The 17,083-nt window shown below is 65.9% G+C and carries 1 protein-coding gene; it reads left to right on the top strand.

Translation table 11 applies throughout. The annotated features are described in order from the left end of the window. Positions 1–49: 49 nt before the first annotated feature. Positions 50–17,083, top strand: coding sequence for a leukotoxin LktA family filamentous adhesin (locus tag AC1DW2_RS09615; RefSeq protein ID WP_477005864.1), 17,034 nt, complete (start codon positions 50–52; stop codon positions 17,081–17,083).

Below are 17,083 nucleotides of genomic sequence, written 5' to 3'. Positions count from 1 at the left end.
CTCCCACCCGGTTGTGGATCGGCGCGAATGCCGATGAAGAGGATATGAAATGCGCGGACCATCTGCGACGCGACACAATGACGAGCTGACGACGCTGCGGAGGCTGGCACGCTTCCGCTCGATGTCGCTGCTCTGCGCGATGCAGATGGTCTTCCTGCCGGTGTTCAGCGTCCGCCTGCAGGCGCAGACGGCGAACGTGATCACCCCGGACGGCCGCACCGGGACGAGCCTTCAGACATCAGGCAGCGTGACCAACGTCACGACGTCGACGATTTCGGGCAACAACGCCTTCAACTCGTTCTCGCAGTTCAGCGTCGGGCAGGGCAACACCGTCAATCTGCAACTGCCGACCGGCACGCAGAACCTCGTCAACATCGTTCGCGACGCCCCGGTCTACGTCAACGGCACGCTGAACTCCTACATGAACGGCGCGATCGGCGGTAACGTCTATTTCGCCGACCCCCAGGGGTTCGTGGTCGGCCGCAGCGGCACGGTGAATGTCGGCAGCCTCAACGTCTCGACGCCGACACGCGAGTTCACCGACAGCCTGATCGGCGCAGGCGGGCAGATCAACCAGTCGGCGGTCGGCAATCTGATGGCGGGCTCGTTCCCTGTCTCGCCCGACGGCAACATCCGTATCTATGGCCGCATCAACGCGATCGACGGTGTGCGCCTGACCGGGCAGAACGTCTTTGTCGGCGGCGCCAGCCAGCGCGACATCGCCAATCTCGACCACGCCGCGAAGTTCGCAGCCTCCGTCAACTCCAAGGGCCTGCGCAGCGCCAGCGCGATCACCGTGAGCAACGGCTCGATCCATATCGGCGCCGTCAACAACGCCAGGATCAACGGACGCCTCACTGCGCAGAGCAAGAGCGCGACGCCGAGCAACATCACGGTTCAGGCCGGCAACAACATCGATGTCGGCAAGAAGGCCAATCTCAACATCGCAAGCGCAAACGGCAATGCCGGAGAGATCCGCCTGAAGGCGGCGCAGAACCTGACCGTCGCGGGCGGCGCCAGGTTCGATGCCAGTGCGAAGACGGGCAATGCCGGTCTCGTCGACTTCAGCGCGAACGGGATCATCGACATTGGGAAAGGCATCAAGGTCGATCTCAGTGCGGACAACGGCAAGGCCGGCACGCTGCTGATCGACCCGACCGACGTGGTCGTGGGTGATGCCGCTCAGGGCGACACCGGCGTGACGCTGTCGAACAGCTCCATCGTGAATGCGCTCGCCGGGCTCAGCGCCGGTGCCGACTACCTCATCCAGGCCGATCATTCCATCACGCTCGCCGCGCATGCGATGATCGATGCCCGCCGTCTCGATGGCTCCGGCCATTCGACCGGCAACGCCAACAACGTCATCATCGACGCGCCGAACATCGAGATCATGAATGGCGCGCAGATCCTGGCCCAGTCGGTCAACTTCGGCGGGACCACCTACGCCGACGGCAACGTGACGCTGAGGGCAACGGCGAGCGACATCAAGCTGTCCGGCCAGGCCACCGCCGCGACGGCGATCACGGTCGACGGCAAGATTACCGGCGGCATCGTCTCGATCACCGCAACCTCGACGGCCGTGTCGAGCTTCCTGAACGGTTCTGTGGCCGGTGATTTTGCGCTTGTCGGCTCGACGCTTGCCGCCTCGGTGCTCGGGCTCAATGGCGGCTATCTCGCCGCAAGCGCTACGGCGACCATCAACATCAACAGCCATGCCGACATCAACGGGCGCGGCGATGTGACCATTTCGGCGCACGCCACGGAGACCGCGTCGAATCCGGCGGTCGCCTCCACCTTGCTCGGCAGCCTCACGCCGGTCGCGGCCGGCGTGGTCGTCGGCAAGATCGACGGCACTGCCACGACCAACGTGGCCTCGGGCGCGACGGTCAACGCCGGCGGCAACCTCGAGATCAAGGCGCTCAACGATGCGACCATCGCCATCTCGGCCCTCGCGGCGTCGACGAGCGCGCAGATTGTCCCGACGGTGGCCTATTCCACGGGATCGGTGACAACGACCGCCAACGTCGCGACCGGCGCGCATATTGCTGCCGGCACGGTGAACGCGAGCGGCAGCACCCTGAAGGTGCGCGCGATCAACAACAACTCGTTCTCGACCAGCGCAACGTCGGTTGCGGCGCCCGGAACGGGGGCGAGCGGTGCTGTCGGCGGCGCGTTCGCCATCAGCGACATCACGACGTCCGTGACCGCGACGCTCGGCGCATCGCTCGGAACCGATACCGCCAACCGGATGAACGGCTCCGTTCTGGTCGAAGCGACGTCCGATACCACGCTCAATTCCACGATGGCTTCGTCCATCGCCGGCCTCCCGGCACTGATCGCGGCAATCGAAAGAGGACTGCGTGCCGTCACCGCGCCGACGTCGATCATCAGGGACCATATGGGCTCGCTGATGCCGTTGAGCTTCGATTTCAAAGTCGCAGGCGCGCTCTCGCTGGCCAACAGCACGCAGAGCGCAACCGCTGCGATCGCGCAGAATCCGAGCGGCGGCGCGCCGAGCATCTATGCCAGCGGCAACGTCGCCGTCGCCAGCAACGTCATCGATCGCGGCGTTCGCAGCAATGCGACGTCCAGCGCGATCACGAAGGACCCGGTGTCCGGCGAGAGCACCGCGATCAGCGCGGCCGTCGCCTGGGGCAATTTCACCCACAATTCGAACGCCTATATCGGCGGCGGAACCCTGGTCAACGCGGCGAATATCGCCGTCGATGCCACCACCGAATTGCCGATCACCAACACCTGGCTGAAGTGGGATGGTTTGGGCGCGGTGCTGAGCCACCTCAACGGCAATCTCGGCGTCGGCGGCAACATCCTGACCAGCTACGCCAATGCCACCGCGGACGCTGGCGACACGATCGGCATCGCCGGTTCGCTGAACCATTTCGTCGTGAACAACAACACGACGGCGTGGGTGGCCGGCAACGCGAGCCTGACGGCAACCTGCGCGACCGCGGCCTGCGGCAGTGGCACCGGCTGGTCGGTCGGGATGGACAATGGCGACGTCCATACCTACAACGCCAGCCTCCAGATCGCGGCCACCACGACCACGGCGTCGATCGACGCCGCCGGCAATGTCGGCACGCTCGGCTTCCTGTTCGGCAACACCTCGGGCGGCTCCTCGGTCGGCGGCGCGCTCAATCTCGTCCAGTTCAACACCAATACCATCGCCGGCGTTTCGGACCGTGCGACGCTGCGTGCTGCGGACGACATCGCCGTCAACGCGATCACTTCCGACCGGTTCGTCGCTGTCGCACCGTCGTCCGGCAAGGCTGCCGGCACGCTGGCGCTGAACGGCATCACTTCGCTCGGTTTCCTGAACAACACGACGCACGCGTCGATCTCGAGCCAGGCCACCGTCTATGCCCCGACCGTCGGCATTCTGGCGCAGCAGGATCTGTCGGTCGTGACGCTGTCCGGCGCGATGAGCTATAACGGGAGCGGCGGTTCGGCGGTCGGCTTGTCGGTCGCCTATCTCGGCGCAAATACCGACACCTCCGCCTATATCGGCGACAACCATTCCGACATCCGGCCCGGCGTGTTCAGCGCCAACGATCCGTTCGCCGGCACCAGCGGCGGAAGCGGGGCGGTCAATGTCGACAATCTGACACTCGGCGCGACCACTTCGGGACGCATCACAGCGGCCGCCGTCGCGGCAGCCGTCTCCGACCCGGCGTCGTCGAGTTTCTCCGACAAGGCAGGCGCTGCCGGCGCCGCCTCGACCGGAGGCACCGCCGGCGTGACGACGGCGGCGGGCAAGATTGGTTCGACCTCGGGATCGAGCACGAGCGGCTTCAGCCTCGATCTCGCCGGCAGCTCGTCAGTGAGCGACGTCTCGCTCGGCACCAGCGCCTATATCAGGAACACGACGGTCAACAAGTACACCACGACCGGCGCCGTGCTGACCAACACGATCGTTCAGGCGCTGAACGACACTATGCTCAACAATGGTTCCGGCTCCGCGGCGCTCAATCTGGCCGGAGGGTCTGCCACGGGGGCTGCGATCGGCGGCGCGATCGCGGCGGCGATGTCGAACAATGCGACGCTCGCCTATATCTACGGCACCACCATGAACAACCAGAGTTCGGTGACGGTGCAGGCGCTCAATGGCGGCTCGGAGACCGTCGTTGCCATCGGCGTGGCGGGATCGAAATCCAATTCAGCGTCGCTGTCGGCCTCCGTCGGCATCATCACTGACAGCGCCAACGCCTATATCGAGAGCTCGACGATCACGGGGCAGGCGTCCGGCGTCAACCGGGCGCTCGAGGTCGATGCCTACCAGACCACGAACATCGCGATCGGCGGCGGCTCTCTCTATATATCGGGCGGCCAGGCCGGAGTCGGCATCGGGCTGACCTATGCCTCGATCGCCGATCCCACGGGCGGAAACGCGACCGACGCGCATATCCGCAGCACGGCGATCTCGAATTACGACACCCTGTTGGTGATGGCCGACAGCGCCAGCGTGATTGCGGCCGGTGCGGCCTCAGGCGGGGGCGGGGCCAGCGCCAACGGACTTGCCGGCGCGATCGTCGTCAGCGAGATCACGCCGACCACGACAGCCTATATCAACAGCGGCTCGACGGTGAGCATCAATGTCGGCCGCGTGACGGTGCTGGCGGACAGCGGCGCGGTGTCGGCGCTCGACACTGCGCTCGGCAACCTCGTCAAGAAGTCGAACAACAATCTTCTCGCGTCGGATACCTGCACGGTCGCCGGTGGCACGGGCGGGCAGAACTGCATCGACTTCAGCGCGGCTGCGCTCAACGGCGGCACGGGCAACGGTCCGGGAGCCAGCATCGTCTCCGTTGCGGGTCTCATCCAGGCGGGCAAGAACAATGTCGGCGCCTCGATCGTCTACAACACCATCGCAACCACGCATTCGGCCTATATCGCCAACGTCCTGATGACCGCCGGCAGCAACGGCAATGTCAGTGTGAGCGCGGTCGACTCCTCCAAGATCCAGGCGGTCACGATCGGCTTTGGTCTGGCGACCGGACAGTTTGCGGGCGTCGGCGGTACCACGATCAGCAGCATCTCCAATACCGTTACGGCGGCCATCGGCAACGGCCAGTCCAGCGCGACGCAATCGTCCGTCACGGCCAAGAACATTTCCGTCAACGCGACCGACAATTCCAGCATCACCGGAACCGCCGCCGTCGCGGGCGCCTCGACGCAAGGCAGCGCCGCGGGCCTGGCACTCGTCTACAGCAGCATCGCCAACAATGTCAGCGCCGGCGTCACCGGGTCCAAGCTGACCGCCTCGGGCAGCGTCGCCGTCGGTGCGAACTCGAACGCCAACATCTCGACCGTCGCCGTCGGTATCGCGATGTCCTCGCAGGTCGGGCTGGCCGGTTCGGTCGCCACCAATCTGATGGGCACCAACGTCACCGCCAGCATCACCGCCGCCGGCACCAATGGGATCAACGGCGCCGACGTCACCGCCACCAACAACGTCGCCGTGATCGCCGGCAACAACGACAAGGCGGCCGTGTTTGCCGGTGCCGTGTCGATCAGCAAGGGCGCAGCCGGCGGCGCAGGCTCGCTGGTCACCAACCAGATCACGGGAACCACCGCGGCCTATATCAGCGGGGCGAACACCAAGGTCGATGCGCTCGGGACCAGCACCACCGATACGCTGTCGGTCAACAACGGCACGCTGGTGCATGCCTTCGATCTCGGCACCGCCCACGCGCCGACCGACTCTACGCCCGATCTCGCCGAGAACCAGGACATCCTGCGCGGCCTTGCCGTGGTCGCGAGTTCGCACCAGGCGGTCGTGACCAACGTCGCCTCGGTCGCCGCGAGCAGCGGCATCTCCATCATGATCAACCCGATCACCAACGTGATGAGCGGGCAGACCCGGGCCTATATCGACAGCGCTTCCATCGACACGCGCCTGACCTCGTCGACGCTGGCGCCGCAGATCGAGGTCGCGGCGTCGAGCTTCTCCTATTCCGGCGCGTTCGGTGCCGGCATCGTGGCTCCGACCGGCAACGGCGGCGGCGGTGCGACCATCATCAGCACCACGATGCAGCGCAGTACGTTTGCCTACATCACCAACTCGACTGTCGGCGGCGCGCAGTCGTCGAGCGCGACGGTCGGCGCCGTCACCGTGAAGGCCAATGCCGAGCAGGACGCGTCCTCGATCGCGATCGGCTTCAACACCGGCTCGGTCGGGCTGAACGTCTTCCAGGCGACGACTGAAGCCTATGTCGACGGCGGCGCGCTGACGGCCGCATCGCTGACGGTGAACGCCACCAACAACACCGGCATCTTCTCGGCGAACGGCTCCGGCGCCTATGGCAGCCAGGCCGCGATCGGCGCGGCGTTCCTGGTCCAGGTCTCGTCGAACCGCACCGAGGCCTATGTCGGCGACGAGTTCCACTATCAGGGCAATGGCGCCGCACACACGACCGCGCTCAATCTGAGCGGCGCGCTCGACGTCGAGGCCACCACCAAGAACCGCTTCGAGGCCTATGCGATCGGCGGTGCGCTCTCGACCGGCACGGCGGCGATCGCCGGCATGGCGAACATCGAGATCGCCAACAACACCACCATCGCCGGCGTCTACGACACCAATTTGCAATCGGTGACGGGCGGTTCGGCAGGCGCGGTCACCATCAACGCGACCGAGGACGTGGCGATCAAGGAGATCGCCGGTGCGCTCGCGGTCGGGGCCAGCGGGGCAGGGGTCGGCATCGGCGCCGCCGCCAACGTCATCAGCTTCAAGAGCCAGACCATTGCGGAAAGCCGCAACAGCAATCTGAACTCGGCTGGCGCGATCAACGTCAATGCGCTCAGCACCAAGGAGGTGCTGTCCTACGCGGTCACCGCGGGCATCGGCGGCAGCGTCGGTATCGGCGCGACGGTCGGCGTCATCATCATCGGCACCAACACCGCCGATGCCGACACCCAGGGCCAGCAGACCGGCCAGCTCAATCAGGGCAACAACGGCACCATCGCGTCCGTGAACAACGGCACCAACCACACGCAAGGCAGCAACGCGGTCGCCAGCGGCACGGCCGGCAATCCGAACGGCGCCAATGTCAGCTCGACCTACGACGTCAGCAGCGTGCTGAGCGGCGGCAACGACGCCGTCGTCGCGCAGATCGCTGGCGGCAACGTCACGGGCACGCAGGTCAATGTCACTGCCACCAGCGCCAATGCGGCCAAGATGTATCTGCTCGGCGCCGGCTTTGCGAAGAATGTCGGCATCGGAGCGGGCATTGGCTACACCAGCGTCAACAGCACCGTGCTCGCCAATCTGAGTGACTACGGACGCAACGGCTCCGGCGTGCTGGTGGCTGCAGATACGCCTTTGGCCGTCTCGGCACCGATTGTCACCGTTGCGGCGGTGGTCAAGGACGCGACCACCGGACCTTATGCCGGCAAGACCATCGACACCGAGGCGATCGCCGGCGGTGCGGCGCTTTATTTCGGCGCCGATGCGGCTGTTGCGGTCGGCAATGTCAGCAACTCCGTGGTGGCGATGCTTGGCGGCCAGATCACCGGCACGGGCGGCACCGGTACCGGCGCCGCGGTCATGGCGCAGGATTCGACGACCCAGGTGGTCTTCACCGGCGGCGTCACCGGCGGCGCCGTGGCCGTCGGCGCTTCGGTCGCGTCGGCAAGCCGAACGAGCTCGGTCGCTGCGAGGGTTCTGAACGGCTCCGCCGTCAACGTCACGACTCTGGCAGTTGGAGCAAGCGGCGCCGGCACCTTGACCACGACGTCCACAGCACTTGGCGGCGGCATCGTCGCGGGCGTCGGTGCGGATGCGGAGGCCCACGAGAACTCGTCCGTGTTGGCGGAGATCGGCAGCAGTGCCTCGATCACGACGTCGGCGGCCGGCGTCGGCACGCTGGTGTCGGCGTCGATCGCGCCCAACCTGTCGAGCGAGGCAATCGGCGTCTCGGTCGGTGGCGGTGCCGTCGGCGTCGCCATCGCCAAGTCCACGGTCGGCGCCACGGTTACGGCCGATGTCGGCGACAACGTCAGCTTCTCGGGCGGTGCGCTCGCGGTAACCGCCATGGCGCTGGTTCCGACCGTCGGCACCACGACGTGGGCCAAGGCGCTCGCCGGCGGCGGCGGCTCGCTGATCGGCGCACAGGGCAGCCTTGCCGTGGCGTCCGAGAACGCGACGGTGAGCGCCTATGGCGGGACGGGGATCCGGCTTCCCAACGCCGACGTCACCATCGCGGCCGAGAACGACAGCGCCCAATACGCCGAGGGGACGGGCCTTTCGAGCGGCTTCCTGGCGCTCGGTGCGACGGTCGCGCAAACGTCGTCGAACGCGCACACCTATGCCTATCTGGGTGCGCCCGCCGATATGGATAATCTCAATCACGGCAATTACACGGGCATCCTCCGGATCACGGCCACCGGCACGGATACCAACGTGTCCAACGCGACGGTCGGCGCGGGCGGCACCTATGCCGGCGCGGCAGCGGTCGCGACCACCAGCTCGACCGCCGTGACCAACGCGCGGTTCGACGGCGGCACGGCGGATGACACGCTCTATTACGGCGGCCTCCGCATCAATGCCAAGCACACCACGAATTATGCCGCCAGCGGCGACGCCTATCAGGCGTCGACGGCCGGTGTCTCCGCCGGCAAGGCGCAGAACGACGTCGACTCGACCACCACTGCCGAGATCGGAACGCACCTGATCATCAATTCGGCGGGCGGCAACATGGTCGTCATCGCCAACGACATCGTCAACCAGGGCGGCGGCGGCGCGCGGTCGGGCTCCGGCGGCTCGTTCTCGGGTGCAGCCGCACTCAGCACGTCGACCGTCACCCAGCACGTCAACACAAATATCGGGGCCGGCACGGTCCTGAGCCTCAACGGCGATCCGCGGACGTCGGCGGCGTTCATCAATATCGAGGCCTACAACACGCTGAACACCAACGATACGGCGAGCCTCGCCACGGCCAGCTTCTTCGCCGGCGGCGGCGCCGAATCCAACATGACGGCGAACGCCACGCTCGCGGTCAACATCAATGCCCGCGAGCTGTTCAGCGTGGGCAAGATCTATATCGGCACGGCCGCGAAGATGGCGGCGGCGAACAACGCCAATGCCAGCCTCTACGGCGCGATCGCGGGCGTCGGCGCCAGCACCAACAGCTGGGTCCACGCCAACCAGTCCGTCAATGTCGGCGACAACGCGAAGATCGCGGCCTGGCGCGACATCACCATCTATGCGGGCCTCGCCGGTGACGGCAGCGTCTTCAGCAGCGTGCAGGCGACGGCAACGACGGTCGTCTACAACAACACCGCTATTCCGATCTCCGCGCTCTATCGCGGCACGGCCAACGCCGACGACACCACGAGCCTGACGCTTGCGCCCACCTCGAGCGTGCTCGGTGTGCGCGACATCTACCTGGGCGCAACCCAGGGGCAAGTCACGGCGGCCGGCAACGGCAGCAACTACAATCCGTATCTGGACATCTTCAGCGCCAAGAACAGCGACAATCACAGCCACACCAGCGGAACCGGCGATGTCGCGCTCAATGGCACGGTGGTGGCCGGCGTCAACAACGATGTGACGATCACGATCGAGCTCGGTGCGGCCGCGCCGACACTGAGCACGACCAGTCCGTATACCCTGCTGGCAAACGGCTCTTCGTCGGTCCTCGAGCTCGTCCCCGACGTCAATCATTTCAGCCCGGTGATGAGCTGGAACCACCAGACGGTCCAGTATGCCGTCGTCGGCAACTTCAATCCCTACCAGCTGGTGGTCAACCAGCTGGCGACGCTGACCGGCCTGACCGCGGCGCAGGTCCGCTCGCAGCTCGCGGCGGCGACGCCCACGTCGCCCGCGAGCATGTCGCCGTCCGGCACCGATCCGACCGGCGACATCCAGCGCCAGATCGACACGCTGATCAAGCAGGCGCCGTTCACCTCCGACGCGCCCGGCAACGCCTTCGCGTTCGGCGACATCCTGGTGTCCGCCGGCAACGTCTCGATCCTGGCGCAGAAGCTCACCGGCAACAGCGGCACGAATCCTGCCGCGCCCGCGGTCATCGCGCGCAGCTCGCCCTTGATCAAGATCGAGAACAAGGGTCTCGACTTCATGAGCCTGGGCAATCTCACGGTCGCCGATGTGACCGGAGGAAACATCACTTACCGCCAGATCGACCATGTCGACCCGAATTCGCACTCCAACGTGACTTTCACCGCGATGCCGAGCGCCTCGCCGGTCATCGACGTCTCCGCCACCTACAACCGCCTGGATCCGGACTCTGGCCAGGGTATCGACCAGAACGGCAACGTGCTGACCCGCACGCCCGACATCTATTTCAACGGCGCCGTCAACAACGCGAACGGCCTGCTCAAGATCATCAACAATCTCGGCAGCGTCGTCGCATCGCAGTCGCTCAGTGCCGCGACCGTCCAGATCGTGGTGCCCAAAGGCACCTTCACCTTCCTCGGCGGTATCGGGAGCTTCTACGACAGCGGCAGCGCGGTCACCTCGCAATGGGCCACCACTGAAAACAGGCCGGAAGACACGCTGACCGCGGTGATGACGGCGGCGACCTATCTCGGCGCCTACGGCGACTACTATACCGCTCCGCATATCGCTTCGGGAACCGATCACCCCTATTTCTATTACTGCTGCACCGACGGCAGCCACGGCGTGTATCAACCCGTCGGCAACGCCGACGCCAGCACGATCTTCACCGCGCGCATGCTGATGACGTATTACGACGGCACCTCGCTCTATTCATCGATCTTCCTGCCGGTGGGCAGGGGTACGCCTGGGAACACCAGCACTCCCGATGCCGGCAGCGTGCCTGACATCGCGACCCTCAAGATCATCGAGGGGCAGTCGCAGGACTCGTCCAATGTCGTGCTCGCGCAGTGGAAGAAAACGACTTATGACGGCCGCAACGTCTACACCGATAGCGGTCCGTACAAGACGCCGTTCAACTGTGCGTCAGCCTGCGACAGCTCGGGCTTCTTCCAGGTGATCAACATCCAGCCGGATGCGATCACGCCGAAGACCGCGGACGCGCCGGCCACCGCGACTGCCACCCGGACCATCAGCGGCCAGGCGGTCATCATCTCGGCGTCGGTGATCAACATCAACGGCACCATCCAGGCCGGCTCGAGCAGCAATTACTCGGTCGACATCGGCGCCGCGGCGTACGATGCCATCTACGGCAGCAACGGCCTCAAGAACCGCAACGGCGGCGCGGATTTTGCCGCGGCCCAGGCCAATGCGCGGAACGGCGTCTATTACGACATCTCGGGCTCCGTGACGGCGTCGGCCAGCGGCGACGCCAAGATCGGGGTCAGGTACAACGCTCTCACCGACCAGCTCATCATGAATGGCGTGGCGCAGGGCGCCGGCGGCTACGTCTACCTCAACGGCAAGATCATCTCGACCTCGACCGACAGCACCCAGACCCAGGGTAACATCGAGATCAAAGGCGGCGCCGGCACGGTCACCGTCAACAACACCAGCGGGCTCCAGCTGGTCACCAACACCATCAATACCAGCGTCACTGCCCAGAGCGTGGTCGAGATCGTCGACCAGCTCAAGGGGAAGACGACGTGGTGGGTTTACGATCCCAAGGCTGCAAGCAGTCAGCAGGTGTCGCGGTACGAGACCAACAGTGTCACTGCGGCCGCGATCGACCCGTCGATGCTTACGGCCAGGACCGGTACGGCGGGCGTCCAGTACCGGACGCAGGAGAACATGCTCTATCAATGGGTCGACACCGCGACGCTGGATCGTCTACCCACCAGCACGCAGTTCGACTACGGCTGGAGCTTCACGCCCAATCAGGTCACCGGCGAGAACTGGACCCGCTCGACCAACCTGGTTTCAGGCACGCAGAGCAGCAACTATCAGAAAGTCACCACCGCCACAGGCAGCTATCACTGGGCGGGAGGCGTGAACCCGGATGGGAGCCCCGTTGGACTCAACACCCATTCCAACGCGTGCTGCGGCGCGGACGCCCAGTACAACTGGTACCAGGCGATCTATGATCACCTGACGCTCACGCTGACCAACACGGTCAAGGCGTCGAACCCGATCAACATCAAGTTCATCGGCGGCAGTAGCAGCGACGTCGTGGTCAATTCGACCTCGGGCATCGTCATCAACGGGTCGATCAACAACCAGCAGGGCACGACGACGCTTGCCGCCACCGGCGCCAACTCGTCCATCACGGTCGCCGCCAATGCCAACAACCCGGTGATCTCGGGGACGAGCGTGACGCTTCGGGGTGACGGCGGTATCGGCACGCTCGGCACCACCAAGGCGCCCGTCCAGGTGCAGCTCTATGGCGGCAGCCTGACCGCGAGCTCGATCGACCGCGACATCGCGATCTCGGCCATCGGCGCGCTGTCGATCAACCAGGTGAAGGTGAACTCGGCAGGCGCGACGCCGCAGGGCAGCGTCTTCCTCTCGGCGACCGGCGACATCAACTCGGCGTCCGCCTACAACGTCGCCAATCCCGTCGTGATCGGCAAGAACATCGAGATCAACTCCACCTCCGGCGCGATCGGCGCGACCAGCGCCGTCGTCAACGGTGCGTCCACCCTGACCAACATCAATCCGCTGGTGATCCAGGCGACCGGCACGGTCCAGGCCAACAGCACTGTCGATGGCGGCGTTCTCGACAGCGCCTCGGCCACCGGCACCTACATCATCCAGTCCAAGGGCGATCTGCGCCTCGGCACGGTCCAGTCGACCGGCGGTCCGGTGTTCCTCGAGGCGGCAGGCTCCGACGGCAACCAAGCCAACATCCTGAACGGACGCGCGGCGGTTGGTCTGACCCAGGCGCAGAGCCAGCATCTGCAGGACGTCTGGGCGAGCCTCGACCTGCTGAGCGGCAACGCCGCCACCAATGCCGTCAACAGCTACCAGTCGATGGTGACGTCGGCCTACAACGACTACTTCCAGCTCAAGAACATCGCGTTCCAGGACGGCAGCACCTACAATCCGACCTCGGTGGGGCTGACGGTGCTGCGGGCGCAGGTGGCTGCCAAGCTCGGCATCATCGATCCCGCCAATGTCACGACCACGCAGATGCAGGTCGAGGCCACGACGCGGTTCCTGCGGGACCAGTTCCTGCTCGGCAAGATCACCACCGACCAGCTCAAGAGCTCGCTGACGACATTGCTCGGCACCGCGCCGGCGGATCCGCTGGGGACGGTGTTCGGCACTTCGCTTTCGACGACGCTGTTCACGAAACTGTTCGACGGCGTGGCAACCGCCAATCAGCGAATGCCCAGCAACACGGCGCTGCAAACGGCGCTCAATACCTACAATGCGAGCTACAGCTATACGCTGGCGTCGACCGAGCGGGTCTATAGCATCATCACCGCGGGCTCGCAGTGGACGCAGAGCCAGCTCGCGTACACGGTGTCGTCGTCGGCCGTCGGCGCGGCGCCGCCGCCGATCGACGAGAACGTCGTGGCCAATGTCAACGCCAACCAGATCATGCTGTACGCGCCGCGCGGCTCGGTCGGCAATTCGGCCGCGCCCCAGACGTTCACCTTCACCAGCGTCGATTCCTCGTCGCTGACGCCGGAGCAGAGGGGATTGCTCGCCACGGCCGGTCCCGGCCAGCTCACCGTCGGCGCGGTCACGGACCCGACGACCCATGTCACGACCTATACKGTCAGCCTGTCGCAGCAGAACCTCGTCGTCGTCGACAACCCGATCGCGATCTCGGCCAAGGCGCTGTCGAATATCTATCTCGGCAGCAAGAACAGCCTCGCGCTCGGCGGCGTCACTGCGAACTACGGCCCGATCGCGGCCGCGCAGGCCAACGGCATCGAGGTGACCGGCCGCGGCGACGTCAAGCTCGACGCCGTCAACAGCATCTCCGCCAACGCAAGCGGGGCCGTGATATCAGGTGATATCGGCAACCTGACCCTGATCGCCGAGCACGGCAATGTCGGTGCCCCCTCGGGAACCGCCGGAAGCAACCCCGCGAACAATACGAACGCGCTCCAGATCGCGTTCGCGGATCCGTCCAACGACCAGCTCGACCAGGTTTCGTCGGCGCAGGGCATCTACCTGAAGCAGACCACCGGCGATCTCATTCTCGGCAACATTGCCGCCGGCAATGCGATCCAGCTCGCTGCGACCGGCAGCATCTATGCCGAAGCCGGCTTCACCGACCGTTCGGCGATCCATATCCTCGGCGCCGACCTCGATCTGCGCGCCGGCGGCAACATCGGCTTCAACGGCTCGACCTTCCAGCCGCTGCAGGTGAATATCTCCGGCGCGGTGACCGGCTCGGCGGTCGGCGACCTCAGCATCCTCGCCGTCACCGGCGATCTCATAGTCGGCACGAGCGGCACCTATGGGACGCTGACGGCCGGCGGTGCGCTGACGCTGAACGCTGCGCGCGGCGGGCTCACCGTCAATGCCGACATCACCAGCGGCGGCCTGATGCAGCTGCTTGCCAACCGCGGCATGAATTTCGCTGCCGGCACCAGCGCTGCGCCGGTGGTTGCGACCAGCAGTTCGGACGGCGTCACCCTGGTTGCCGCGACGCTGACGATGGGCGCCTATTCGGCCATCAACGCGGCCGGATTGATCTCGGTGACCACCACGGGCGATGCGACGATCGGCCAGCTGAATTCGTCGCTGTCTTATGCGGCGGCCTCGAACGCGCCCTCGATCATCGTCACTGCCGGTGGCGTGGCTTCGCTGGGCGCGATCCTCGACAATGGCGACGGCCAGACCAGGTTCGTCGCGTCCGGCGCGGGCGCCGAGCTGTCGCTGAGTGCATCGAACGGTATCGGAAGTGCCACGAGCCGGCTCGCCTTCAACGCCGTACAATTGTCGGCGAGCGCGAGCGCCGGGGGCATCTACCTGAAGGCGCTGACCGACACCGAGGCGAGCCTGCTCTCCGCGGTGAAGGGCAGCGTGGACATCATCGGCACCGGCGCGCTGACGCTTGACCAGGTGCTGGCGGGCACGGCGACCGGCGCGAGCGGCAGCTTCAGCGCCGTCGCGAACAACGGCAGCATCGTCATCGGGACCGCCGACAGCAGTGGCTCGCAGACGGTCCACGCGACCCAGAACGTGACGTTCAAGTCGCTGACGACGACCGGAAATGCCGGCGACGTCGGCAACATCAACGTCACCGCCGACAACGGCTTCATCCTGGCGCAGACCGTGGTATCGGGTGGCGTGACCACGCTGGGCTCGGTCTCGGCCCACGGCTCGGCGACGCTGCTTGCGGCCACGACCATCACCGGCAACACGCTCGCCACCACGACCGGCTTGGCCGTGCTGACCGCGACCGGCCCGATCGACTGGAACACGCTCAACGTCGGGACGACGCTGGGCGCGACGGCAAGCCAGGGCAGCATCACCTTCCAGACCGCGCAGAGCGGCGGCACGCAGACCATCCGCGCCCATGACAATGTGAAGTTCAATGCGCTGACGACGACCGGCATCACCGGCGATGCCGGCAGCATCAACGTCACCGCCGACAACGGCTTCATCCTGGCGCAGACGGTGACGTCCGGCGGCGTGACGAGCCAGGGCTCGGTCTCGGCCAACGGCTCGGCGACGCTGCTTGCCGCCACGACCATCACCGGCAACACGCTCGCCGCCACGACCGGCTGGGGCCTGCTGACCGCGAGCGGTCCGGTCAACTGGAATGTCCTCAATGTCGGCACGACGCTGGGCGTGACTTCAAGCCAGGGCAGCATCACGTTCCAGACGGCGCAGAGCGGCGGCACGCAGACCATTCACGCCCACGACAACGTCACCTTCAACGCGCTGACGGCGACGGGCATCAACGGCGACGCCGGCAGCATCAACGTCAATGCGGATAACGGTTTCATCCTGGCGCAAACGGTGATGTCGGGCGGCGTGCCAACGCTGGGCTCGGTCTCCGCCAATGGCTCGGCGAGGCTGATCGCGGCGGGGACCAACACCGGTCATAACCTCACGGCCACGACCGGCAACGCAGTCCTGAGCGGCACCGTCGTTCGTTGGGATAATCTTAGCGCGGGCGGCACGCTCGACGTCACCGCGACGGCCGGAGGGATCACCGTTGGCACCGCCATCAGCGGCGGCACGCAGACCCTGCATGCCGTCAACGATATCGTCTTCAGCCAGCTCACCACGACCGGTATCCCGGGCGATGCCGGCGACCTCTACGTCAAGTCCGACACGGGCTCGCTCCGCGGCGGATCGATCACCGCCAACGGCGAGACGCGTTTCGATGTAGCCGGATCGGTCTCGTTCGACCGGATCAGTGGCGACATCGTCAAGATGACGTCGTCGGGTGACCTGACGATCAACTGGGTCAGCGTCGTCCGGGAGCTCGACCTGGCGGCAGACACGATCAACGTCAGGGGCGAGCAGATCCGTTCGAATCCGGCGATCCCGCTGATCATGAACATCACCGGCTATAACGGCGGCGTCGCGAAGTCCGCCAACATCTCGATCGACCCGGACAGCATCATCGTCAACCAGTTCAGGGTGGTGGACGCGAACTTCTGGACCGACGCGCATGCGGTCACGATCCTGAACGGCTATGTCCCGGGCCAGCTCATGCTCACCACCGCCACCCAGCAGGTGTTCCTGAACAACCGGACGCTGGCGCCGACCAACGGGCCGACGCTCCAGCTCTACCAGCCGGGCGGCGTGTTCACGATGAGCCAGATCGGCAACGCCAATGTCAGCAACGCCTACGTGGTGTTCTACACCGGCGACGTCGCGGCGAGCGTCACCAATTACGGGCCGACGCACACCTGCTGCTACGACTTCACCGGCGCCAGCATGGTGCGCAACATCCCGGTCGACGGCGAGGGCAAGGAGAGCATCGAGACCTGGCTCGCGAAGAAGGATGGCGGGACGTTCTATTTGCTCGGTCTCTCCGGCCAGGCGCGGCTCGATGCGCTGCTGACGCCGCGTCCGGTCGAGACCATCGGCTCCGGTCCCGCCGTCAACATCGAGGGACTGAGCGACCTGCGCAAGCTGCGCCGTCAGGGGCAGCGCGTGGGTCGCCCGGGCTGGAAGGATGCGGCGGTCGAGACGGCGAAGCCGTCCGTTGGCCGTCTCGCACAGGCATGGTAA

The sequence above is a fragment of the Bradyrhizobium sp. P3_C3 genome (genome assembly GCF_056402655.1).
This window is presented reverse-complemented; position numbering and strand designations above follow the sequence as displayed.